The sequence below is a fragment of the Acinetobacter sp. 70_2 genome (assembly GCF_056736115.1).
Genome location: NZ_JBWZIP010000015.1, coordinates 173,611 through 198,540, shown reverse-complemented (window position 1 = coordinate 198,540; position 24,930 = coordinate 173,611). Strand labels below are relative to the sequence as shown.

Annotated in this window: 24 protein-coding genes, 1 tRNA gene and 1 pseudogene; 9 read left to right on the top strand and 17 right to left on the bottom strand. The window is 37.8% G+C overall.

What is annotated here, in order from left to right; genetic code table 11:
• Positions 1-2: 2 nt before the first annotated feature.
• A complete protein-coding gene (gene wecB / locus AC1PJ9_RS09995) occupies positions 3-1,139 on the bottom strand; it encodes a non-hydrolyzing UDP-N-acetylglucosamine 2-epimerase (protein ID WP_311086813.1) in 1,137 nt (378 codons plus the stop codon).
• 2 nt (positions 1,140-1,141) lie between these two features.
• The gene (locus tag AC1PJ9_RS09990; protein WP_311086812.1) at positions 1,142-2,362 is read right to left on the bottom strand and encodes a tetratricopeptide repeat protein; all 1,221 of its coding nucleotides are present in this window, start codon (positions 2,360-2,362) and stop codon (positions 1,142-1,144) included.
• A 249-nt stretch (positions 2,363-2,611) separates the two neighbouring features.
• Here AC1PJ9_RS09990 and AC1PJ9_RS09985 point away from each other — a divergent pair, with 249 nt between their 5' ends.
• Positions 2,612-3,313 carry a VIT1/CCC1 transporter family protein gene (locus AC1PJ9_RS09985; RefSeq protein WP_049066550.1) on the top strand — a complete coding sequence of 234 codons (702 nt, stop codon included), beginning with the start codon at positions 2,612-2,614 and terminating at the stop codon, positions 3,311-3,313.
• A gap of 111 nt (positions 3,314-3,424) precedes the next feature.
• Positions 3,425-4,471, top strand: a complete 1,047-nt coding sequence (locus AC1PJ9_RS09980) for an NAD(P)H-dependent flavin oxidoreductase (protein ID WP_311086811.1) — start codon at positions 3,425-3,427, stop codon at positions 4,469-4,471.
• A gap of 43 nt (positions 4,472-4,514) precedes the next feature.
• On the opposite strand, the gene dusB is transcribed toward AC1PJ9_RS09980, so the two are convergent.
• Positions 4,515-5,540, bottom strand: coding sequence for a tRNA dihydrouridine synthase DusB (gene dusB / locus AC1PJ9_RS09975; protein ID WP_019457683.1), 1,026 nt, complete (start codon positions 5,538-5,540; stop codon positions 4,515-4,517).
• 82 nt (positions 5,541-5,622) lie between these two features.
• On the opposite strand from dusB, the gene AC1PJ9_RS09970 reads away from it, so the two are divergent.
• A complete protein-coding gene (locus AC1PJ9_RS09970; protein WP_263614339.1) occupies positions 5,623-6,831 on the top strand; it encodes a DUF1615 domain-containing protein in 1,209 nt (402 codons plus the stop codon).
• Positions 6,798-7,454, top strand: coding sequence for an HAD-IB family hydrolase (locus tag AC1PJ9_RS09965; protein ID WP_199999605.1), 657 nt, complete (start codon positions 6,798-6,800; stop codon positions 7,452-7,454). Before AC1PJ9_RS09970 ends, AC1PJ9_RS09965 begins: the two co-directional genes overlap by 34 nt.
• Before the next feature lie 26 nt (positions 7,455-7,480).
• On the opposite strand, the gene proB is transcribed toward AC1PJ9_RS09965, so the two are convergent.
• The 8 genes from proB to uvrB all read right to left on the bottom strand — a co-directional run bounded on the left by proB (position 7,481) and on the right by uvrB (position 17,018).
• Positions 7,481-8,614, bottom strand: a complete 1,134-nt coding sequence (proB, locus tag AC1PJ9_RS09960; protein ID WP_022575289.1) for a glutamate 5-kinase — start codon at positions 8,612-8,614, stop codon at positions 7,481-7,483.
• 15 nt (positions 8,615-8,629) lie between these two features.
• Complete coding sequence (gene cgtA, locus AC1PJ9_RS09955) at positions 8,630-9,850, bottom strand: Obg family GTPase CgtA (protein ID WP_191010286.1); 1,221 nt, start codon at positions 9,848-9,850, stop codon at positions 8,630-8,632.
• A gap of 164 nt (positions 9,851-10,014) precedes the next feature.
• Complete coding sequence (locus AC1PJ9_RS09950) at positions 10,015-10,689, bottom strand: hypothetical protein (protein WP_311069411.1); 675 nt, start codon at positions 10,687-10,689, stop codon at positions 10,015-10,017.
• Between the two features lie 11 nt (positions 10,690-10,700).
• Positions 10,701-11,435: an MFS transporter gene (locus AC1PJ9_RS09945; RefSeq protein WP_311086810.1), complete on the bottom strand. Its 735-nt coding sequence runs from the start codon at positions 11,433-11,435 to the stop codon at positions 10,701-10,703.
• Between the two features lie 151 nt (positions 11,436-11,586).
• Positions 11,587-13,044, bottom strand: a complete 1,458-nt coding sequence (locus AC1PJ9_RS09940; protein ID WP_311086809.1) for a glyceraldehyde-3-phosphate dehydrogenase — start codon at positions 13,042-13,044, stop codon at positions 11,587-11,589.
• Positions 13,045-13,260: 216 nt separating this feature from the next.
• On the bottom strand, positions 13,261-14,208 hold the full coding sequence (gene rarD / locus AC1PJ9_RS09935) for an EamA family transporter RarD (RefSeq protein ID WP_311086808.1): 948 nt from the start codon (positions 14,206-14,208) through the stop codon (positions 13,261-13,263).
• A gap of 106 nt (positions 14,209-14,314) precedes the next feature.
• Positions 14,315-14,902: a lipocalin family protein gene (locus AC1PJ9_RS09930; protein WP_311086807.1), complete on the bottom strand. Its 588-nt coding sequence runs from the start codon at positions 14,900-14,902 to the stop codon at positions 14,315-14,317.
• 94 nt (positions 14,903-14,996) lie between these two features.
• Positions 14,997-17,018 (bottom strand): excinuclease ABC subunit UvrB, encoded by a 2,022-nt coding sequence (gene uvrB, locus AC1PJ9_RS09925; RefSeq protein ID WP_016804922.1) that lies wholly within the window; start codon positions 17,016-17,018, stop codon positions 14,997-14,999.
• A 179-nt stretch (positions 17,019-17,197) separates the two neighbouring features.
• On the opposite strand from uvrB, the gene AC1PJ9_RS09920 reads away from it, so the two are divergent.
• Both AC1PJ9_RS09920 and AC1PJ9_RS09915 read left to right on the top strand, forming a co-directional pair.
• Positions 17,198-17,989 (top strand): A1S_2505 family phage non-structural protein, encoded by a 792-nt coding sequence (locus AC1PJ9_RS09920; protein WP_311069414.1) that lies wholly within the window; start codon positions 17,198-17,200, stop codon positions 17,987-17,989.
• 143 nt (positions 17,990-18,132) lie between these two features.
• Positions 18,133-19,569: a sensor domain-containing diguanylate cyclase gene (locus AC1PJ9_RS09915; protein ID WP_311086806.1), complete on the top strand. Its 1,437-nt coding sequence runs from the start codon at positions 18,133-18,135 to the stop codon at positions 19,567-19,569.
• A 29-nt stretch (positions 19,570-19,598) separates the two neighbouring features.
• Here the strand turns inward: AC1PJ9_RS09915 and AC1PJ9_RS09910 are convergent, their stop codons facing one another.
• A complete protein-coding gene (locus tag AC1PJ9_RS09910; protein WP_002118942.1) occupies positions 19,599-19,778 on the bottom strand; it encodes a hypothetical protein in 180 nt (59 codons plus the stop codon).
• Positions 19,779-19,986: 208 nt separating this feature from the next.
• Here AC1PJ9_RS09910 and AC1PJ9_RS09905 point away from each other — a divergent pair, with 208 nt between their 5' ends.
• Complete coding sequence (locus AC1PJ9_RS09905) at positions 19,987-21,222, top strand: pyridoxal phosphate-dependent aminotransferase (RefSeq protein ID WP_279970084.1); 1,236 nt, start codon at positions 19,987-19,989, stop codon at positions 21,220-21,222.
• Between the two features lie 51 nt (positions 21,223-21,273).
• Here AC1PJ9_RS09905 and AC1PJ9_RS09900 read toward each other — a convergent pair whose 3' ends face one another.
• Entirely contained in the window at positions 21,274-21,684 is a 411-nt protein-coding gene (locus AC1PJ9_RS09900) for a GFA family protein (RefSeq protein WP_272235722.1), read from the bottom strand.
• 186 nt (positions 21,685-21,870) lie between these two features.
• On the opposite strand from AC1PJ9_RS09900, the gene AC1PJ9_RS09895 reads away from it, so the two are divergent.
• A complete protein-coding gene (locus AC1PJ9_RS09895; RefSeq protein WP_311086805.1) occupies positions 21,871-22,308 on the top strand; it encodes a PaaI family thioesterase in 438 nt (145 codons plus the stop codon).
• A 14-nt stretch (positions 22,309-22,322) separates the two neighbouring features.
• Here the strand turns inward: AC1PJ9_RS09895 and AC1PJ9_RS09890 are convergent, their stop codons facing one another.
• Positions 22,323-22,751 carry a hypothetical protein gene (locus tag AC1PJ9_RS09890; RefSeq protein ID WP_311086804.1) on the bottom strand — a complete coding sequence of 143 codons (429 nt, stop codon included), beginning with the start codon at positions 22,749-22,751 and terminating at the stop codon, positions 22,323-22,325.
• A 41-nt stretch (positions 22,752-22,792) separates the two neighbouring features.
• A pseudogene (locus AC1PJ9_RS09885) lies at positions 22,793-22,937 on the bottom strand (hypothetical protein); the annotation flags it as partial.
• 49 nt (positions 22,938-22,986) lie between these two features.
• On the opposite strand from AC1PJ9_RS09885, the gene AC1PJ9_RS09880 reads away from it, so the two are divergent.
• Positions 22,987-23,062, top strand: a tRNA-Asn gene (locus AC1PJ9_RS09880).
• A 185-nt stretch (positions 23,063-23,247) separates the two neighbouring features.
• Here AC1PJ9_RS09880 and AC1PJ9_RS09875 read toward each other — a convergent pair.
• Together AC1PJ9_RS09875 and AC1PJ9_RS09870 are read right to left on the bottom strand one after the other, a co-directional pair.
• Positions 23,248-24,006 (bottom strand): SDR family oxidoreductase, encoded by a 759-nt coding sequence (locus tag AC1PJ9_RS09875; protein WP_016804929.1) that lies wholly within the window; start codon positions 24,004-24,006, stop codon positions 23,248-23,250.
• A 273-nt stretch (positions 24,007-24,279) separates the two neighbouring features.
• Positions 24,280-24,924, bottom strand: coding sequence for a MiaE family protein (locus AC1PJ9_RS09870; protein ID WP_151739120.1), 645 nt, complete (start codon positions 24,922-24,924; stop codon positions 24,280-24,282).
• Between the last annotated feature and the right edge of the window lie 6 nt (positions 24,925-24,930).

Below are 24,930 nucleotides of genomic sequence, written 5' to 3'. Positions count from 1 at the left end.
TTCTATTCATAAGTTTTAGCAATTTCATCCAATATTCGCTGAGCAGCACGCCCATCACCAAACGGATTTTCAACATTTGCCATTTTTTGATAATGCTGTGAATCTGTTAAAAGTTTCTCAGCTTCATCAATAATTTTTTGCTGGTTTGTACCAACCAGTACTCCAGCTCCCACCTCTACCACTTCTGGGCGTTCAGTCGTATCTCGTAAAATTAATACAGGTTTATTAAACGATGGGCTTTCCTCTTGTAAACCACCAGAGTCCGTTAAAATAAAACTAGAACGGTTTATAACGGCCAATAAACTTGGATAATCAAGTGGCTTAACCAAATGAATTTGAGCATGGTTTTTAAACTTATCATGTACTACATCATGTACAGCTGGGTTTAAATGCACAGGCCAAATAAACTGTAAATCAGGATGATGATTAGCTAAATGCTCAACTGCATTACAAATATTTTGGATTCCTTCACCAAAATTTTCACGGCGGTGAGCAGTTATAAGTACAACTTTATCGTTTTGTTTTAATTCAATTCCGTAAGGCTCAAGTTGATTTTTCAAACCCGTCTTTTCAGCTATGAGTTTCCTTCCTAAATATACAGCATCGACTACCGTATTCCCTGTCACTGTAATCAACGAAGGTGGAATCTGCTCATTTAACAAGTTACGCTTTGATTGTTCTGTAGGGGCAAAATGCCATTTGGTAATACGAGAAACTAACTGGCGGTTACCTTCTTCAGGAAACGGATGATCTAAATCATAAGAACGTAAACCTGCTTCGACATGGGCAACAGGTACCTTCATTGAAAATGCGACTAATCCAGCAGCTAACACAGTAGTAGTATCGCCCTGAATGACTATCGCATCTCTTTTTTGACCATCGGTATAGACATGTTCAAGTTGTGTCAAACCATGAATTAACAGCTGATTTAGGCTTTGTCCTGCATTCATAATTTTAAGTCGGTGGTCAATTTCGACCCCAAAGAAATCTATGGCATCTCGCACTAATTCATCATGCTGCCCCGTGAAAATAACTTCTACCTGAAATCGTGAGTCTTGTTTTGCTAATAGAATTACTGGAGCCAACTTTATAAGCTCTGGACGGGTACCAAAAACAATCGAAATAAAAATTTTTTTCATTATTAGAAGTCCTTATAAAAAACAAGTTCTACTCGGGTATTGTTGTAATGATCTTTTGTATTAACAGGCACGTCTTTAAAGTAGTTGCCATATAGACGTTCAACACGTAGTTTTATTGGTTGATAGTTAAAAGGCTGCCATGAAATCCCTGGGCCATATTCAAATAAATTATTGTAATATTCATTTTTACTGTCTGCTAAGCCATGCAATTTCACATAAGCCTGCACAGTTCCCTCATCTCCTTTATATAAATTTAAACCTGTGCGTAAGCGTAAATCTCCAATAACGTTATAGTCTTCTCTTGAATAAGTCGCGACATTACCATAGAGATCCGTAAAGTAATTATCTAAACAAAGTGTATGATTACATTTAGACTGCGAATACCATTCCTGATAACCCGTTACACCGCCTACAACACTTTCACGAAATTTTTTTCTATTTCGATCAATCAAGTCATAACTTCCACCAACTTCGACATAAGCTCGAACAGGAATTGAAGTCCATGGTTGATAATTTGCACCTACCCCAAGAGTAACCGCATTTTCATCAATAATTTCAGGTCGTACTCCACCTTGAGATTTAGTATCACGGTTTAAATTAAGAAAGCCATATACTTGAGCTCGTCCGTTATCGATGTTTTTACCGTACCGAACTTTTAAGGGAAAAATAACATCGTCATAACGTGACTCATAAGAGGGTGCAAAATAAATATCACCAAAATATGGTTTAACCTCACCCCCACTTAAATTTTTAACCGCTTGAGTTGCCTTTGCTGCAATTGCTGGATCTGAAGATGAAGTTAATTCTTTAAATAAAACCAATGCATCACGATCTTTTTTCTGCTGATTCAGCAAATATGCTTCTTGTAATTTTAAATTGTCGTCTTGAGGAGCTAAAGCTCTTGCTTGTCTTAAACTTTGTAAAGCCTCATCTCTTTTTTCGAGCCGAATTTGTAAATAAGTAAGACTTTTCCAGACTTTAATATCTGTAGGGGTCAACTTACTCAGCTCAACTAATATTTTTTCTGCTTCTTGAGGTTGAGACTGCTCTATTTTATAAAATCTGTCCCACTTATCATAAATGAGGTTGCCAGGTTTATAGTCTGAAGCTACTTGGTCCTGTGCATAAACAGAGCTCATACTCACTACCGTTAAAGAAGAGATCACCGCTCCCGTAAGTAATATTGAATGCGTTATAGAATTTATTGTTTTGCTATTTTTCATTTTCACCTCTGCAGTAAATTAGAGTTATTAGGAGCAATTTTTGGAATAATCAATAAATATCATAATTAAAAATAATGATTTAGATCGTTAAGTTAGGTTAAGGATGGTTTAATATAAATAATTTAGTCTCCATTTTTATTATTGATCTATTCTTTAGTATCCCTAAATTTCCTATAATGATGACATATTTTTTGATCAATAAATTGTAAAATTTCATAGCATCTATAAAACATTTATAAGGCAAAACACATGGCTTTTCCACATCATACAGAGCATCATGCAATTCACCGTTCAGGTTGGTTAAGAGCTTCGGTATTAGGAGCCAATGATGGAATTATTTCTGTCACTAGCTTAATTATGGGCATGGCAGCAAGTGGAGCCAACTCACATACCCTATTAATTACATGCATTGCTGGACTAATTTCTGGGGCTACATCAATGGCCGCCGGCGAATATATTTCCGTGAAATCTCAAGAAGATATTGAAAAAGCTGATCTAGCTATTGAAGCAAAAGAACTCTCGAAGCACCCACAAAAAGAGTTAGATGAATTAACTCAAATTTATATTTCTAGAGGCTTGTCTAAAGAACTAGCTCAAGAAGTTGCTTTGCAGCTAACCACTCATGATGCATTGGGTGCACATGCCCGTGATGAAATTGGTATCCATGAAAATACGGCAGCCAATCCTGTACAAGCTGCATTATCATCTGCTGCATCATTTTCTTTTGGGGCTTTTTTCCCCATGCTCGCTATATTACTGAGCCCGAATCAATGGATTATGCCTGTGGTTTTGGCTACCGGTATTCTTTCATTGGCGATTTTAGGCGCACTTTCTAGTTATTTTGCAGGTACATCAAAACTTAAAGGTAGTTTACGTATTACATTATGGGGAATTTTAGCAATGGCTTTTTCAAGCTGGATCGGTTCTTTATTTAATGTCACGCCTTTATAAAAAGATTTTTAAAATAGTCCTCTAGAATATTTAAAAATTAAATAGCCAATATTATTTGCTCTTCATTCTATTTTCACGTTATGGTGAAGTGAAAGAAGTGAGGTGAATAAAATGAGCCTATTACAACAACTTGCAATTAAACATCCAATTTTTCTGGCTCCCATGGCAGGGGTTTCTACACCAGAACTAGCGGCCGAGGTTTCAAATCAAGGAGGCCTTGGATCATTAGGCTTGGGAGCAAATACTCCACAAAGTGCACGTGAACAAATTTTAAGAACTCAAGCACTCACTGAAAACTCATTTCAGGTTAATTTTTTCTGTCATCAATCTACAGAACTTAATCTAGAAAAAGTAAAACAATGGATTGAATATCTACGTCCTCATTTCGAAAAATTTGGTGTTCAACCACCTCAAGAATTGCACTGTATTTATCCAAGTTTTTTAGACAATGATGACTTTTTAAATGTTGTTTTAGAAACTAAACCTAAAGCGGTGAGCTTCCATTTTGGTATTCCGCATCCGCATCAAATTAAAGCTTTGAAAGAAGTTGGTATTTTGACTATGGTTTCGGCTACCAACCTGATTGAAGCCCAAGCGATTGAGGCAGCAGGTATCGATATTATTGTTGCTCAAGGTATTGAAGCTGGTGGACATCGAGGAATTTTCAACCAGACTTTTGATGCAGCGATTAAAACCAGTGACTTGGTCCAATTGATTGTGAAGCATTGTAAGATTCCTGTTGTAGCTGCAGGTGGTATCATGACTGGTTTACAAGCCAAACATATGTTGGGCTTAGGAGCAACTGCAGTCCAGCTAGGTACAGCATTTGTTCAATGCCAAACTTCAAATGCTTCTGCTGAATATCGCAAAGCATTATTTACTGAACCTGTAACGCAAATTAGCGCGAGCCTTTCTGGGCGTCCTGCTCGCGGTTTATTCAACCATTGGCATACCAAAATCGATTCACCTACTCGACCTGCCCAACCAGAATATCCATACGCTTACGATTTAGCAAAGCAACTCAATGCTCTTGCGAGTAAACACCATGACTATGGTTTTGGTGCTTTTTGGGCAGGAAGTAATGTTGCACAAATACGTGAATTAGGCGCATCTGATCTGGTCAATCAACTCGTGGTTGAAATGCTAGATAATGAATAGATAAAGATTTTAAGCAACCAGTCCGTATACTGGTTGCTTTATTTTAGTGAGTAGCTAATAAATTAACTTGTTCAACCTGAACATCGCTCATCAAATTACCTTCTGCAAGTAATTGATTAAAATAACTCTCGACCACTAATGCTTGTTCAGCAGTGGTTTCAACTTTATACATATTTTGTCGGAACTCATTACTCGAACGTAAGCCTTTGGTGTACCAAGCAATATGCTTACGAGCAATACGACATCCGGAATATTCACCATAAAATTGATATAACTCAGACAAATGCCCTAAAAGTACATCTTTGACTTCTTCAATATTTGGAGCAGCCAAATGCTCACCAGTTTTTAAATAATGGGCAATTTCACGGAAAATCCATGGACGGCCTTGTGCGGCCCGCCCAATCATAATTGCATCGGCGCCAGTGTAGTCCAGTACATATTTTGCTTTCTCAGGACTATCAATGTCACCATTGGCAATTACTGGAATATTGATTAACTCTTTAACATGTTTGATTAATTCATAACGTGCTGTATTTAAATACATGTCTTCACGTGTACGGCCATGCAATGCTAACGCAGCAATCCCTGCCTCTTCAGCACGTTTTGCTACCCGTAAAATATTTTCTTGGCCATTTAAAAATCCCAAACGGGTTTTTAACGTCACAGGAACATCAACTGCTTCAACAACCGCATCTAATATTCGGGCAACCAAGTCCTCATCTTGTAATAATGCTGAACCTGCTAATTTATTACATACTTTTTTTGCAGGACATCCCATATTGATGTCAACAATTTGCGCCCCATTTGCAACTTGATAACGGGCAGCCTCAGCCAACTGCTCAGGATCAGAACCTGCAATTTGTGCAGAAATAGGAGCGAGCTCTCCATCAAAATTCGCACGATAAAGACTTTTTTTAGTCATCCGCAAAGTTTTGTCAGCAGTCATCATTTCGCTCACCGCATGACCCGCACCAAAATACTTACACAGTGTTCTAAATGGACGGTCTGTGACGCCGGCCATAGGGGCAACAATTAAATTATTTGACAGTTGATAGGGACCAATATACATATATATTCATACAATTGATGATCAACATAGTATACTTCATCCGCTTGATCAGCTCATCTTTTTTGCAGGTGCTTTCCTCTCCATGAACAAACCGTTGTCTTCCCGTTTTTTATTAAAATCATTCGGTGTAGTCACCGTATGCATGAGTTTAGCTGCTTGTGGAGATAAAGCCTGGTGGTCAAAAAATGATGAGCCCGATTTAGAAAGCCAGCAAATTAAAAAGTTAATTCCATCGCGCGTGCATGATCGTGAGTCATGGGCCAAAGATATTGAAGATATTATGCAGGAATTAAAAATTCCTAAAACCAAGCAAAATGTCTGCAGTATTGTTGCAATTGTAGATCAGGAATCTAACTTTGTTGCCAATCCTGTGGTACCGGGTCTTGGTAAAAAAGCGGTTGATGAAGTCAGTACCCGTTTAAATGAAAAGTTTGAAGACAAACTTGGTGAGAAAGTTGGCGGTACTGTCGCAGGCTACTTCGAAGAAGTATTAAAAACCCAGCCTTCCCCTGACAATAACTACATGAGTCAGATGCGTAAAGTCAAAACTGAAAAAGATCTCGACTTACTTTATCGTCAAATTTTTGATTTTATGACTCAACATTATCATGTCAGTGCATTAACTGGTGCAGCTAAATTGGTTGGACAAGATATTGGCGAGAAAATGAACCCTATTACGACTTTGGGTTCAATGCAAGTTCACATTAATTATGCCAAAGCCCATAAGCGTTCTAGCATGAATATTGCAGACCTTAGAAATGATCTTTATACGCAATATGGTGGCCTATATTATGGTATTCACCGCTTGATGGTATATCCAGCAGACTATGATAAGGCGATTTACCGTTTTGCCGATTATAACTCAGGTATGTACTCTAGCCGTAATGCTGCTTTTCAAAGCATGCTCGATGCCCTTACTGATACTAAACTTACTTTAGATGGTGATTTATTACTTTACAATAAATCTGGTGATCCACTCGCAGTTCAGAGTCAGTCAGAAAAAGAGTTAATGAAATTATTTACTGCAAATAATGTTTTAATTACTCCAAGACAACTTCGCGATGATCTGAAGTTAGAAAAAGAGAAAAAGTTTGAAAGTACAACAACTTATATTGCACTAACTAAACTTTATAAGGCTAAAACTGGCAAAGAACCGATCTATGCCATTATGCCTCAAGTGGTAATTTCTGGGCCTAAATTAAGTCGTGACTACAATACTAACTGGTATGCAACCCGCGTAAACGGACGATATGAATCATGTATGCAACGAGCGAAACGAATAAGACAATAAAAAATCTCGCCCTGTTCGATTTTGATGGGACCTTGTGTAGTAAAGACAGCTTTACAGGGTTCATCTTTTATGCGTTATCTAAGCGCCACATCGTTAAGCAAGGCTTGAAAATCCTGCCATGGATTCAAGCCTATTACCTTAATTTTTATCCCGCCCATGCGATGCGAGCTAAGCTGTTCCGAAGCATGTTCCGCAATACCCCGGCAATTGAGCTACAAAGGTTAGGTGAAGAATATGCACAAGAGCTCGTCTCGACGCTTTCACCTGAAATCTTTGCACAATTACAACAACATCAATTACTTGGTGACCAAGTGGTATTAGTTTCGGCTTCAATTGATATCTATCTTGCTCCACTTTGCAAATTACTTGATATCGAATTAATTTGTACTGAAACTCAAGTTAAAAATGGCATGATGACAGGTTACTACGCAACACCAGATTGTAGTAATGAACAAAAGAAGTTAAGAATACATGAACAATATTCTTTGCAGGATTATTATCAAATTTATGCTTATGGGAATACTTCAGAAGATTTAGACATGCTAAGCCTTGCCACCCACCCTTTTATGGTCGGTGAAGATCGAATCTTGCCTTCATTAACACCACAAAAAAAGCTCGCATGAAGCGAGCTTTTTTGATTGATCACAACTTAATAAATCGCCATATGGTCACGATGGATCATTTCAAGCGAACGGGCTTCTCCAAGTACTTGGTAAACCTTGTCTGAAGAAAGGCCTTTAATAATTTCAGCTGAACGAGAACTAAAGTTTACTCGTCCAACCGCAATACGTTTGCCTTGTTTATCCACACATTCAACCACATCACCACGATCAAAATGTCCTTCAACAGTTTTGACCCCAACAGGGAGTAAACTGCGATGTTTTGATTTAATCGCATCAACCGCGCCATCATCAATGACCAAGCGACCTGCTGTTTGTAAATGTGCAGCAAGCCACTGTTGATGTGCTGTCATACGGTCTTTATCTGTTGTGAATAATGTACCTAACATTTCACCAGCCATTACTCGTGACAACACATTGTCACTTTCACCACTAGCAATCAGTGTTGGACAGCCTGACTTGGCAGCTAAACGTGCAGCACGAACTTTAGTGACCATGCCACCTCGTCCAAGAAGCCCACCACCGCCAGCCATTTCAAATAAAACATCATCCATAGCACGCACAGTTGATAACAACTTTGCATCTGGGTTATGACGTGGGTCTGAATCAAACATACCTTGCTGATCTGTTAAAATGATCAGTAAATCAGCATGTACTTGACCAGCAACCATTGCTGCTAAGGTGTCGTTATCACCAAAACGAATCTCGTCAGTAGAGACTGTATCGTTTTCATTGATAACCGGAATAACACGCCAGTCAATCAAGTTCTGCAACGCATCGCATGAGTTCAAATAACGACGGCGATCTGCCAAATCGTCATGTGTTAATAACACTTGCGCTGTTCGAATACTATGATTTTCAAGCACGCTAGACCATGTATGAATTAGGCCCATCTGCCCAATTGCGGCACATGCTTGTAAACTGGGTAGATCGGTGGGTCGACTCGCAAGCTTCATACGAACCATACCTTCTGCTACAGCTCCTGAAGACACTAAAATAATTTCGTGTCCAGCATTGTGTAAATCTGCAATCTGTTTCGCCCAATGCGAAATAGCTTCCAGATCTAGCCCCTGCCCATTTGCTGTGAGTAAAGATGATCCGATTTTAACAACGATTCGTTTACACTCACTGAGCTTACGTTGCCCATCGACCACTTCTATCATGTTTTCCTCGGTTTTTTAGTCACGAACGTAGATGCTTTCTACATCATTGTCGTCTTCATCATCGTCAAAATCGTCATCATCGTCCATCATACTTTCGAGACGTTGTGCTCGACGCATCGCACGATATGCTTCTTTTGCCGCAATGGTTTGTTCACGTGTTTCAACTTCTAGTTGTTCACGGAAAGCTCTTACTTCTGCTGCGTACTCAGGATCTTCAACTTCGCGTTCACGTTGTTGTTCAATCTGATCCATCAAGTAATATACAACTTCTTTTGTTCCTTCGCTTAATAAGCCTGATGTCTTAAAGACAGGACCAGTCCACTCTAATTCATCTAGAATGTGCTGACACCACTCTTCACGGCTTTCTTCAGCAATTTGATCCAGTTTATTCAGCACCAAAACAACTGGTAGTTTCGCCAAAGTAGGTGAAAACTTAGCCAGCTCGTTCATAATAGCTTTTGCATTATGTGCTGGATCTGAACCATCAATTGGTTGTACATCAATGATGTGTAAAAGAATACGAGTACGGGCCAAATGTTTAAGGAAGCGAATTCCTAGACCTGCACCTTCTGCCGCACCTTCAATAAGGCCCGGAATATCGGCCATTACAAATGAACGATGACGGTCAGCATCTACAACACCCAAGTTTGGAACCATGGTTGTAAATGGATAGTCTGCCACTTTTGGCTTTGCAGCACTTACAGCACGAATGAAAGTAGATTTACCCGCATTTGGCATACCTAATAAGCCAACATCTGCCAATACTTTCAACTCAAGACGAATTTCACGAAATTCACCTTTAGTACCCGTAGTACATTTACGCGGAGCACGGTTAGTTGATGATTTAAAGTGAGTATTCCCCAAACCACCTTCACCACCACCTGCAACCAGAATTCTTTGGCCGTCTTCAACCAAGTCGCCAATAATATCGCCAGAATCTGTATCAACAATTGTTGTACCAACAGGTACTTTTAAAACCACATCTTCACCACCGCGTCCGGTACAGTTAGCACCTGCACCGTTTTTACCACGCTCAGCGCGGAATTTACGGGTGTAACGGTAATCGACTAGCGTACTTGTATCATCATCAGCTTGAATATAGATACTTCCACCACGTCCGCCATCACCACCATCTGGGCCACCAAATGGTACAAATTTTTCACGGCGAAAACTGGCTACGCCATTGCCACCGTCGCCAGCCTCTACGGTAATGACTGCTTCATCAACAAAGCGCATTTGCCAATCCTCTAAAAACTCTAAAACCGCCTATTCTGCCATATTTTCATAAAATTCTCGAATAGAAAATCGAGAGAATTCTACTTTCATAGGTCTTATTTTATTTCTTTTGATATTGATAAAAATTTAGAGCAGATCATTGCCTCTCTTTATGTGTTTATCACTTAAGGATGAACATTACGTAAAGGCAAATCCATCTTCATATCTAAATTAGCTTTTGTGTGCTGTACCGAGTTATACATAATCGCATTAAAGCTTGAGATATTACCCATTTCCATTGCATCGTTAATTTTTAAACTTGGATTAAACTGATGCTTAATTGGTAAGTTTACCGACTCATCAAACTCAAAATAAACCGGACCATTAAAAGCAATTTTAACGGGAATGGTATAACTACGTTTTAACTGAAATGGAATATCTAGATTGATGGGAATATTTAATTTTAACGGAAATCTAGGAAGTAATTTATTTTGATAAATTAAATCGGTGGTTGTTTCTAAAGGCATAACCTGATCGACTTTCAGTGTTGTCGCATAATCGACACTTACTGTAATTGGAGTCTCAACTTCAAACTCTAAATCAGCCAAATATCTTCCCTTTAATGGCACCGAAATCTGACGGTCAATATCAATTGAGGTATCTAGTTTACCTATAGACTGTACCTGTAAATTATTGCCAACATGAATTTTAGTTTCTAAGGACTCTGGTAATCGAATATCTGACTCGTGTGCAGAAACAACCACTGAAGCCTGTATGTTTAAATAGAGCCAAAATAAAATTGCCGTGAGTACCATAATCAGAAAGAAACTGATGAGCATACTTTTTATTGAACCCAACATAAGCCACCCACCTACTTTTTCTGGTTCTGAGCAGGTAAAGATGTAGCATTATCATCTTTAACTCGGTTAAGGCTCATGCTCGACAGTGGTATTTTTAACTCACCATGCTCAATTCTAACTGGCAAGGTGTTTTTCACATCTACCGAAGCATTTAAAGCAGTTTTTACAGGTACATTCAAACTCCCCTGAATTGGAATATTGGTCTTTAATTGAGCATTTAGAGGAATATGAAGATCTTCTTTTAAAACTGTTTTAACTGGAGCATCAAACTTCAAATGAACTTTTTGATCGAGTGGTACTTGAATATCAATAGGTACATCAAGCTTTAATGGAATATTACCTTTTAATGGCAAAGTGATATCCTTACCTAATACTCTGACTTGAACTTTAGTATCTATTGGCAGGCTCTGATCAACTTTTAATGTTTCTTTAACTGGAATAACAGTGCTAATTGGCACCATATTATCGAAATAGACACGAGGAGTTAATGTCTGTGTTAAAGGGATGGTTAACTTTTCATTAATAGGAATATTCGCATTTACTCTACCCTTTACATCAACATTTAAGGCATCTTTGACTTTAACCTGTACCTGCAAAGGTTCTTGTAAATCAATCGCTACAGCTTGGTTTTTCAGCGGGATATAAATATTAAAATGCTTGAAAACCCAAATGGCGATGAGTACACCACATATATTCGCGATGATGATGAAAAAGAAGACGATTAATAATCTTTTAAACTGCTGCAATTCCAATCCCTTTTGCTATTTCTTTTTGTTCCTTAAATCCTATTCTCATTGATTTTTAAAAAATAATCAGCATATATTTTGTACGGTTGTAAAAAAACCCAGTCTAAACTGGGTCTTTTTGTCACAATATTTTATCTAACGTTAAATAGAATTAAGCGTTAGTTTCTGCAGGAATTTTTGTATAGCTTACGCCACACATTTGTTCAGCGATACGTAATACTTGGCAGCTATAACCTACTTCGTTATCGTACCAAACATAAGCAGTTAAGCGGTTACCAGAAGTAATCGTTGCTTGAGCATCATATACACCAGCTGTACGAGAACCGATAAAGTCGCTTGAGACTACTTCTGTAGAGTTTGTATAACCGATTTGACCTTGAAGGTTAGAGTTAATCGAGATTTGACGAATGTATTCGTTCACTTCTTCACGATCAACTTCTTTATCAAGCGTTAAGTTTAAAATCGCTAGAGATACGTTTGGTGTAGGAACACGTACAGAGTTACCAGTTAACTTACCTTTTAATGCAGGTAATGCTTTAGCAACAGCTTTAGCAGCACCAGTTTCAGTAATAACCATGTTCAATGTAGCTGCACGACCACGACGATCAGCTTTGTGGTAGTTATCGATCAAGTTCTGGTCATTTGTAAATGAGTGAACTGTCTCAACGTGACCATTAAGAACTTTATATTTGTCATCCAATACTTTAAGAATTGGAGTGATTGCATTTGTTGTACAGCTTGCAGCAGAGATGATTTTATCTTCATCTAAGATGTCATTGTTGTTTACACCAAATACAACGTTTTTCATTTCGCCTTTACTTGGCGCAGTTAATACAACACGTGCAACGCCTGGGCATTTCAAGTGTTGGCTTAAGCCTTCAGCATCACGCCATTTACCAGTGTTGTCGATTAAAAGGGCGTTTTCAATACCGTATTGTGTATAGTCTACTTCGCTTGGGCTAGATGCATAGATCACTTTAATGAAGTTACCATTCGCAATGATTGCTTCGTTTTCTTCATCAACAGAGATTGTACCAGCGAAAGTACCGTGAATTGAGTCACGACGAAGTAAAGAAGCACGTTTTGCCAAGTCACCGTCAGAAGACTTACGAACAACAATCGCTTTAAGGCTTAAACCACGACCTAAACCTGATTGGCTAATGATTAAACGAGCTAAGATACGACCGATACGACCAAAACCGTAAAGAACTACGTCTTTAGGTTGTTCAGAAGTTGCGCTACCTTTAATTGACTCAACTGCTTGAGCAACAAACGCGTCAACATCACCGCCTTTTTCTTTATATTCAACTGCAAGTTTACCGATATCAACTTCTGCAGAACCAATGTTTTCAACTTTTGCTAAAGCTTCTAAAATTGGGAATGTATTTACAACAGAAAGCTCAACATCTACAACACGTGTACGACGGTGAGTTTTCAAAATTTGAATAACAGAACGGTTAATTAAAGAGCGACCGTAAACAGATACGACAATATTTTTTTCACGGTATAATTGACCGATTACTGCAATCATACGTTCCGCGATTTCTTCACGGTTTTTCCAACGGCCTTGGTGTTCAGCGTGCAGGGCGATGATAGTGTCTTTGCTCACAGATACGTCCTCTAATTAATTATATCTAGGCGTGATTTTTAAAACCCCGTAATTGTAATGGAATTATTAGCAAGAATGAATCAAAAGCTGACGTTAGTGGTTAGATTTTCCTAAAATTCATCATAAATTCATAAAATACCTATAATTATTTTTTATTATCTTATTGTTTAAAGCAGCTAAATTTTTGCTTTTTCTTACTTTTTAGATTCTGATGCTCTAATCGCGAGCATCATTTTTTAATCTTTTTTGATATTTTTCGATATTTAACTGCAAATTTTTGGCTTTTTGCTGCTGTTGATATAGATGGAATGCGCCTTCTAACACCAATACCAAAACGGCACACCAAATTGGAAGATAAGTAAACCATTCTTCTTTACCAATGCTTTCCCCTAGCACTAAAGATGCTAAAGCAAGTAACACTGGTTCAAGATATCCAAGCAGACCAAAAACAACCAAAGGTAAATAACGGCTTGCCAATATATAACATCCCAAGCCTATAGCACTAAGCACACCTAATCCTGCAATAACCAACCCGAGTGTCGGCTGATTGAAAAACTTACTATATGGCAATAACCCTGTATGTGTCAGATAGATTGCAACTGGCATAATAATCAGAAGGTCCCACCAAAAGCCTCCTAAATTATCCGTTTTAATTTTCTTACGTAACAAGAAATAAGCGGAATAACCTATAGCCACTAAAGCAGTTTCCCAAGCAATGCTTCCTAGACGAAAAATCTCATGACCTACACCCACTATTGCCAGAACAATAGCGACCCATTGAAATTTTGATATTTTTTCGCCATATAAGACACTGCCAGCTAACACTAAAACAAGCGGTAAAAGGAAATATCCCAAAGACACTTGTAGACCACGGCCGTGCATGGGTCCCCATAAAAAGAGCCATAACTGTACCGACGTCAAAACGGAGGTTGTGATGAGTAATAAGAGAAAAGAGGGTTTTGCCAAAATACGGTGATAGATATTTTTAATATGGCTTAAGTCACCACTCCACCACATAAACACAGTTAAAAATGGCAAAGTCGCAATAATACGCCACCCAAACGTCTGCTCACTATCGAGTTGACCAAGTAGTTGAGTATAGAAATAAAGCACACCGAAAGTTAATGATGCCATGACAGAGAAAATCACGCCTTTTAACATCACCAACCTCTTTATACTTTAATAAAAATAAAGCGATACAATACTTGATTTATCCACTATACAAAAGAAAAAACCATGTGAAGACATGGTTTTTTCTTAAGCAATTTTTTTATTCTTTGTGCTCAGAGTGGATAATATCTCGAATATCAAATCCTAATGTTTTTGCATAATTGAGATATTCATCAACTACTTCTTTTTTAGGATGTGGCGTTCGAGATAATACCCAAAGATATTTACGAGAAGGCTCTCCAACTAAAACTGTTTGATAGTCTTCATCTAATTTTAAAATCCAGTAATCCCCACGAATAACCGGAATCCACCTTACAGCCTCAGGTAAAAAACTCACTTTTAATTTTGTGTTATACGGTGGATTGACTACGAAAGCCTCACCAATAGATTGCTGTAATTGCTTGCGATTATCATAACAACGGTTATCTACAACGATATTTCCATTTTCATTCAAGGTGTAAGTTGCAGATACGTTGTAAGCACATTTTTTTTGGAAAAAAGCAGGTTTACGCGCGACTTCATACCACACACCTAAATAACGGTCTAATTCAACTTTATCGACAGTTGGTAACGGTTTTTGCTGAGCATAGGCATATGTTCCAACGGCTAAACCAGTCAGAACAATCCCGCCCAATGCAATTTTTGCCAAGCGCCAACTGGCTTGCGGAACATTTTTTCGAAATGCCATTGTTGCCCTCAACTATTAGTTGTGAATACAAAAATAACTTAAACACCTACAGTAGCTTGTTTTTTAAACAAATCATGTAGTGTTATGTATCCATTTATTGCAACATTTGCGCTTTTAAACGAACAATTTCATCACGAATACGTGCCGCTTGCTCAAACTGTAAGTCTTTAGATGCTTTTAACATTTCTTTCTCAAGCTTAGTAATATGCTTACTAAACAATTTAGGATCAGAAAGAATATGTCGATCATCGGCACTTAAAGCTTGTGCCTGCTCTAATACCTTCTCATCAATTTGATCATCTGAAAGCACTTCACCTGCATCAATTTCTTTGATGACCTGACGAACAGCACTACGAGGTGTAATACCATGTAGTTCGTTAAACTCAATTTGTTTGGCTCTACGGCGTTCAGTCTCATCAATTGCTTTTTGCATAGAATCGGTAATTCTGTCTGCATATAAAATTGCTTTACCTTTCACATTTCGCGCAGCACGACCAATAGTCTGAATAAGCGAACGCTCAGAACGTAAGAAGCCCTCTTTATCTGCATCTAAAATAGCAACTAAAGAAACCTCAGGCATATCCAAACCTTCACGAAGCAAGTTAATACCGACTAAAACGTCGAATACACCTGTACGTAACTCATGAATAATTTTGACACGCTCAACTGTATCGATATCTGAGTGCAAATAAGCAACCTTAACGCCATATTCTTTTAAATAAGACGTTAAATCTTCCGCCATACGTTTAGTTAAAGTGGTCACCAACACACGTTCATTTAAATTCTTACGAATATTAATTTCAGAAAGAACATCATCGACTTGAGTAAGGACTGGGCGAACTTCAATTTCTGGATCAATCAAACCTGTTGGACGAACGACCTGCTCAACTACTTGCTCTGATTTTTCCAATTCGTATTTAGCGGGCGTTGCACTGACAAAAATAGTGGTCGGAACAATACGCTCCCACTCTTCAAATTTCATAGGGCGGTTATCAAGCGCGCTTGGTAAACGGAAACCGTAATTGACCAAGTTTTCTTTACGTGAACGGTCACCTTTATACATTGCGCCAATTTGAGGAACCGTTACATGTGACTCATCAATAATAAGTAAAGCATCGTCTGGTACATAATCAAATAGTGTTGGTGGTGCTTCACCTGCTGGACGGCCTGATAAATGACGAGAGTAGTTTTCAATACCATTGGTATAACCTAACTGCTGCATCATTTCCAAATCATAACGAGTACGTTGCTCGATACGCTGAGCTTCAAGTAACTTGTCATGTTCACGGAAGAACTTAAGCTGGTCTTGAAGTTCATCCTTAATGGTATCAATAGCACGCGTTAAGTTGTCTTTTGGCGTTACATAATGACTTTTCGGATAAATCGTAACACGTGGTACTTTGCGCACCATTTTACCGGTGAGTGGATCAAACCAGCGAATTGAGTCTACTTCATCATCAAAAAGTTCAATACGAATTGCATGTTGATCCGATTCAGCTGGGAAAATGTCAATAATTTCGCCACGAATTCGATAAGTACCACGTAAGAATTCAAGCTCATTACGCGTATATTGCATTTCCACCAAACGACGAATGATTTCGTCTCGACTCACTCGGTCACCCTGCACCACATGCAATAACATTTGCATATAAGCATTTGGGTCACCCAAACCATAAATTGCAGATACAGAAGCAACAATAATTGCATCACGGCGTTCTAACAAAGCACGTGTTGCCGATAAACGCATCTGGTCAATATGGTCATTAATTGCTGCGTCTTTTTCAATAAATGTATCTGAAGAAGGAACATAAGCCTCAGGTTGATAATAATCGTAATAACTTACGAAGTACTCAACCGCATTATTTGGGAAGAAGGCTTTAAACTCACCATACAGCTGGGCTGCCAAGGTCTTATTGTGCGCCATCACAATGGTTGGTCGTTGGGTTTGGGCAATCACGTTTGCCATGGTATAGGTCTTACCTGAACCAGTCACACCCAACAGTAACTGATTACGAAAACCTTTTTCGACACCATTCACCAGCTTTTCAATTGCCTGTGGCTGATCACCCGCTGGCTGGTAATGAGTGACCAAATCGAAAGGTTGATTTTCGTTCACAGTTCTCTCTCTTTATAAAAAATTTGAATTTATCGTCTAGCAACTTAATGGGGATTTTTTCCCTAATTTAAAGTCTGTAGCCAGATTAATCTACGGCGAAAATATTAAGCATCTTGATACTTGACCAATGCTTTAAACGGTTGCAACATGGACTCATCCATTAGATAAAAAGCATAACCATGACCTATCAATATCATGATGAAAGTATTGTAACTGAACTCCCTGAAGATACAGTGTTTGTCTTCGGTAGTAATATGGCTGGGCAACATGGTAGTGGAGCTGCACGAGTTGCCAGTCAGCATTTCGGGGCTGTAGAAGGTGTGGGACGTGGCTGGGCTGGACAAAGCTTTGCAATTCCGACTTTAAATGAACATATTCAACAAATGCCACTCTCCCAAATCGAGCATTATGTTGAAGACTTTAAAATTTATGCAAAAAATCACCCTAAGATGAAATACTTTGTGACTGCTTTAGGATGTGGGATCGCAGGTTATAAAGTTTCCGAAATTGCTCCGCTTTTTAAAGGCATATATCACAACGTGATTTTTCCAGAATCATTTAAACCGTATGTTGAAGATAATGCTGTTTCACAGTTTCCGACACTCACTCAAAAAATGGTTCAAAGTTTCATTAACGATGAAGTTATTTTTTACTTTAATCACGGTAGTGACTCTTTTGAAGACGCTTTAGATAAAACTGATTTATCAAATGCTGAAAAAGCGATAGCACTGATTGTTTTAAATGAAGAATTATATCCTCGTGACCGCTATGGCAGAGGCCGAGACCACGAATTGAGTGATATTTTAGGTAAGCTCAATGGCAAGATTTTCAATATGCATGGTAACTCAGAAGGCGCAATGATTTTTGTCAGTGTCATTGTGGCATTGATGGAACTTTACGATTTCGATGAACAAGACTTCATTAAATTATGGCGCGGCGAGAAAAATATCGACCACCCAATTAACCGTTAATTTATTTTGATATTTTATGAGTAAAGCAGATAAATTCTGCTTTCTCATTATTTTAATTATTCTAAAGATTTAAACTGATTATTTTCCCAAATCCTAATTTTTCTCATTATACTTTAAGACGAACTGAATACTTAAAGAAACAAATGGAAACTTTAGATTCTTCAATTTTTGACTTAACCCCAATTCCAATGTGGATTGAAGACTTCAGTGAAGTTAAGCAGTTATTTGACCTATGGAGAAATCAAGGGGTCGAAGACCTATATGAATTTCTAAGTCAAAATGAAAATTTGATTGTTGAATGTGCCCATAAAATTAAAATTATTAAGGTCAACCAAAAAGTATTAGAACTTTTTGAAGCAAAAAACCAAGAAGAATTATGTGCCAACTTAAATCTTATTTTTAAAAAAGAAATGTTTGAAGCCCATATTCATGAACTCGAAGCGTTATGGAATGGTAAAACTCATTTCTCAAGTACCACTATAAATTACACGCTCTCTGGTAAACGTATTGATGTACAACTGCGTGGAGCAATTTTACCGGGTTCTGAAACTACATTTGACCGTATTTTAATTACCACCGAAGACATTACGCCTTATCAAAATGCACTTCGTCAGGAAGAGAAAAATCGACGCCTAGCAGAGTCAATGTTTATCTACTCCCCGACTTCTCTTTGGGTTGAAGATTTTAGCCGTATTAAAAATAGAATTGATCAGCTTAGGCTATTAGGTATTGAAGACTTTAGGACTTTTCTAGATGTACATCCTGAGTTTGTGCGTCAATGTATAGAAGATATTCTAATTTTAGATGTTAACCAGTCGACTCTCGATTTATTTAAAGCACCTGACAAAACGACTCTCTTAAAAAATACCCATAAAATTTTTGCTGAAGAGATGGTGGAAACTTTTAGAGAACAGCTGATCGAACTCTGGCAAGGAAATATTCACCACAAGCGTGAAGCCGTTAACTATGCATTAGATGGTCAAATTAGAAATGTCTTACTGCAATTTACCGTATTCCCCGGCTATGAAGAGACTTGGGGATTGGTACAAGTTGCGCTAACAGATATTACTGCACGAAAGAAAGCTGAAAATTATTTAGAATATTTAGGCCAGCATGATGTACTGACTAAGCTTTATAACCGTGCTTTCTTTACAGAAGAGCTTAATCGCTTAAATCGCAGCATTATTCGCCCTGTTTCTTCAATTTTTTTAGACATGAATGGTTTAAAAGAAACCAATGATCAACTTGGTCACGATATTGGCGATGGTTTATTGCGGCGTGTAGGTAATATTTTAAATCAGACAATCACAAATACTGCATATACAGCTTCTCGAATCGGTGGCGACGAGTTTGTGATTTTAATGCCTGGCGCTGATGAAGCGAATGTTTTAATGATGCTGCAAACTATTCAGGAGCTTTTCAATATAGATAATCAATATTACTCAAGCCATCCAATTAGTATTGCTATTGGACATGCAACCACAAAAGAAAATGAACAAGTGGAAGATATGCTAAAACGCGCAGATCACAGTATGTATCAAAAGAAAAAAAGTTATTATCAAGAAGTGCCACAACAATAAAAAAACAGGCATATTGCCTGTTTTTTAAATTAACGCTTACCCATAGAACGGCGCGTACCACGAGGTGGCATCCAAGTTCTATCTGCATATTGCTCTGGCTTCGGACGCACTTGGTTGTGTACAGCATCATCTGCTTGATTGCTTTCATTCGGCATTGGGAATGGCAATTTCACCAAAGCCTTTTTCTGTTTTGGCTGTTGCTCAGTCATAATTCAGTCTCGATATTTCGATTGCGACTTATTATAAAGGATTTTTCTCATTTCTTTCGAAAAAAGCTTCAATTGAGTAAAACCACAACAAGATCTTTCTTAAATTAAACTTTTTTACATCTAAAAATACCCACATCCGCAAATTGCCTAATTTTTGCGATAAGATAGTATGCTTTTTATTTTTTAATCCCATAAGAGGAATATTGCCGTGGACGTACGTCTTTCTGATCGTGTCAATGCTATCAAACCGTCCCCTACACTTGCTGTAACTAACAAAGCTGCTGAGCTTAAAGCTGCTGGCAAGAATGTGATTGGTTTAGGTGCTGGCGAGCCAGATTTTGATACCCCTCAACACATTAAAGATGCTGCAATTGAAGCAATTAATAATGGTTTCACCAAATATACGGCTGTAGATGGTACTCCTGGGTTAAAAAAAGCAATTATTGCTAAGTTTAAGCGTGATAATAATCTTGATTATCAACCAAACCAGATTTTGGTTTCATGTGGTGGTAAGCAAAGCTTCTTTAACTTGGCACTTGCATTATTAAACAAAGGTGATGAAGTGATCATCCCTGCTCCATTCTGGGTAAGCTATCCAGATATGGTGATTATTGCTGAAGGTACACCAGTTATTGTGAAATGTGGTGAAGACCAACGTTTCAAAATTACACCTGAACAATTAGAAGCTGCAATTACACCAAACACTCGTTTAGTGGTATTAAACAGCCCATCTAACCCAACAGGTATGATTTATAGCAAAGCTGAATTAGAAGCTTTAGCAGAAGTTTTACGTCGTCATCCACAAGTATTTGTTGCTTCTGATGACATGTATGAACCAATTCGTTGGGAAGATGAGTTCTACAACATTGCAACTGTTGCTCCAGATTTATATGACCGCACAATTGTTTTAAATGGTGTATCTAAAGCATATGCAATGACTGGTTGGCGTATTGGCTATGCAGCCGGCCCAGCAAAAATCATTGGTGCAATGAAAAAAATCCAGTCTCAATCAACTTCTAACCCAACTTCAATTTCACAAGTTGCTGCTGAAGCTGCATTGAATGGTCCACAAGATGTTTTAGAGCCAATGATTGAAGCGTTTAAACGTCGTCATGACTTAGTAGTTAATGGCTTAAATGACATCAAAGGTATCTCTTGTTTACCTGCTGATGGTGCATTCTATGCGTATGCAAACATTCGCCCTCTTATTCGTGCAAAAGGCTTAAAGTCTTGCACAGAATTCTCTGAATGGTTACTAGAAGAAACTGGCGTAGCAGTTGTTCCTGGTGATGCATTTGGTTTAGGCGGCTTCATGCGTATTTCATATGCAACAGCTGATGAAGTACTTGTTGATGCGTTAGCACGTATCAAAAAAGCTGCTGAATCAATCGAAGGTGTGGATGCTGCAATTGCATCTATCGAAGCTGAAAAAGCTGCTAAATAATTTGTAAAATTAAAAAGGCCTCGAAATTGAGGCCTTTTTTTATAATTAAAATTATTCTGGGTTAAACAATGCGAACACCTCAGCCTCAGTTAGTTTTTTTGTTTGATTTTGAAAAGTATAAAAATCGGGTTTTGAATCAATAAAAATTTCCATATCCAAATTCAAGCCTTCTACTGGCTCATTTAAAGAAAATGCATTGATATTGCAGTAGCTTTGATCTTTCGTTCTCCAAAAAATTGTTGTTCCACAAGCATTACAAAAGCCTCTTTCGCCCCATTCAGAAGAGTTAAATACGCTAAGATGCTTTTGCTGAATAAACTTTAAACTGCCTTTGACCACATCAACTGTCATATTGACACCACTAGTTTGTCTACGACACATCGAACAATGGCAAGCATGTACATCATGATTTTTTAATTCAACTTCAAAAGTTGTTTCACCGCATAAACACTGACCGTTCATTATTATTTTCCACAAGAAGTTTATATTTTTAGGGTTATAAAATATTCTACTCAACCACATTTTACAAGTTTATAAACTATAAAATAACCATATTTCTTGTACTTGCCAACTTGACAATATGCATTTTGACGCCTAATTTAACATCAAGTTCCATTTTAGAACTTTAATTACTGAAGGACTCAAAAAATGAAAAATCCTATGGAAATGACTGGCCTCGAATTTTTACAAGCTATGATTGAAGGTCACATTCCACCTGCCAGTATAAGCAAAACGATTCCAATGCAACCTACTGAAATTTCTGAAGGATCTGTGACTTTCAAAGCACAAGCAGATCACAACCATTTAAACCCATTAGGTGGTGTACATGGTGGCTTTACTGCCACAGTTCTAGATTCGGTAACTGGCTGTGCAGTACATACGATGTTACCTGCGGGTGTAGGCTATGGCACAATCGACCTTAACGTGAAAATGTGCCGCCCCATTCCAAAGAACCATCCTTTAATTGCGACAGGCAAAGTCATTAATTTAAGTAAAAATTTAGGTATTTCCGAAGGTAAAATTATTGATGAAGAAGGTAAACTTTATGCATATGCAACAGCAACCTGCATGATCATTCGACCATAAAAACTAAGGCAGCTTTAAATGGCTGCCTTTTTTATTAAGTCAGGAAGATCTGGACGGTCACAAGTTTGTGCAACCACATAAGGTGCCCAAATATTCTTAAGTTGAAGCTCTATCACTTTATGACACTGAGTAGACCAAGCTAAAACTTTATTTTTACCTAGTAATAATTCGCCTTCGAGCTGGAAAATATAGAGGGGTTTAGATTGATCTAATATGTTGGAAGACTTTAAAACTTTCAGTGAAGTATGCACATCCCATTTTGAACTAAACCAGAGTTGTAATAAGTCACCTAAGTACAATTCCTGCTTTTTAAATGGAAAAGCATTGATCCATGCATCTTCTACAAGTGTGTAATAAGATTCTGGTTGATTTAAAATATTGAGATAATTGCGTTGATAAAAATCAAAATTAGAAAAAATAGAAGCAACAGTAAGTGTTTTCATACTTATCTCCGATTTAGCCATTTTAGTGCTGGCAAGTTGGTTTAAATCCACACTGTTTGGATTACTCCAAACGCTTGTTCTTTTTTGAATCTAGCAATTGAGTTTTTAAAGTGCAAGTAATTTATATCCTCGCTACTCAACTTGATCAAATAAGAAGCATACAACACAAAAATGAAGGAAACATGACGATTTTCACTTGACCCTTGTCAAAATCTCCTTATAATCGCATGCAGATTCTCCCATAGCTCAGTCGGTAGAGCGACGGACTGTTAATCCGCAGGTCCCTGGTTCGAGCCCAGGTGGGAGAGCCAAATACTAAAAAGCCCGCAGCATTAAAGCGGGCTTTTTTATTGCCATTTATTTTGAATACCTATAAAAAATCCCCTACCTATTTGTAGAGGATTTGCTTTTCATAATTTGAATATTTACTAGATTTAATCATCAGATCTAAATTTAAAGAATATACCTCCATCTTTAGATCATTTTTAAAATTCTATTATTCCGCTTCTACAACTTTTAATGGGTTAAAAGACTGCGTTGTTGGCATCATTTCTATACGGTTAATATTAATATGGGCTGGTTGTGATGCAATCCACGCGACCGTATTTGCAATGTCTTCAGGCAAAATTGGATTTTTCTTATCATAGAGACTACTCACTTTCTCTTGATCCCCTTTAAAACGCACAAGAGAAAACTCAGTTCCCCCACACAGCCCTGGTTCAACGTTAGTTACGCGCACACCAGTACCAGCTAAATCAGCACGAAGATTTAGACTAAACTGCTCTACAAAAGCCTTTGTTGCACCGTAAACATTACCACCAGGATATGGATATGTACCTGCAATTGAACCCATATTAATGATTAAGCCTGATTTCTTCTTTACCATGCTTGGCAAAATTAGTCGGGTAACAGTAACAAGCCCCTTAACATTGGTATCAATCATCGTGTACCAATCATCTAATTCAGCCTTGTCTGCCGATTCTAGGCCTAATGCCAAACCTGCATTATTTACGAGCAAATCAATTTGATCGATTTGAAATTCATTTGGTAATTCTTTGAATATCTTATTTATATTTTCTGCTGTATCCGTCATATCAAATACTAATGGGTAGAATTTTTCACCAAGTTCTTGTTTTAGTTCTTCTAGTTTTTCTGCCCGTCTTCCACAACCAATAACTTTATAGCCTAACTCAATCAGCTTTTTTGAAATGCTATAACCAAAACCTGCCGATGCGCCTGTAACTAATGCTAACATTCTTATATCCTTAGAAATGATCAACTATTTCAGTTGAACTCATGATGAACATATCAGCCTTTATATTTACACAATATTTATTATTAGCCTAAAAAAATAAAAGTTTTTTTAAAAATTTTAAGAGAAATTAAAATCTATAAAAAATATATTTATTAAATAATTATATGCATTTAAAAACTAAAAGCAGAATATGTCTATAGCCAAAAAGATAACGCTCACCTAATAAAAAAGTTTACCTTTCACGGTAAACTTTTTTAACTGAAGCATTCAAAACTATGCAGGAACACCACTATGAAACCGGAAAGTATCATCCGGAGTCAAAATCAGATTTTTTTCAACTTCACGGATGTGTTCAATACGCTGCTGAATATCCTCTTCAGGATCTTTCATTTTTGCAGTTTTTGCGACATCAAGCGCTAGTGCCAAATAGTCTTCAAAATGACGAGATTCAGACTTAAGCAGGTAACGATAATAGCGTCCCAGTTCGTCATCTACACGCGGAGCAAGTGCATAAAAACGTTCGCATGAACGTGCTTCTACAAAAGCTCCTATAACTAGTACGTCAATTAAAGCTTCTGGCTCATATGTGCGTATCTCTTTTCGTAAACCACCTGCATAGCGGCCTGCACTTAAACCTTTCCACTCTTGCCCACGTTTCGTCATAAATTCGAGGACTTGTTCATAATGAAGCATTTCTTCACGTACAAGTTGAGCAAGTTTAACTTGTAGATCTGTAAAAAAACTATAGCGGAACATTAAGTTCATTGCCGTACCAGCTGCTTTTTTTTCGCAATTGGCATGATCTTGCATCAAGATATCTAAATTATTAACGGCCTCATCTAACCATTCATTTGGAGTTTGACACCCCAAAAATGCTAACACTGGCTGCATTAATTCATCGTAATTGATACTCGACATTACTAA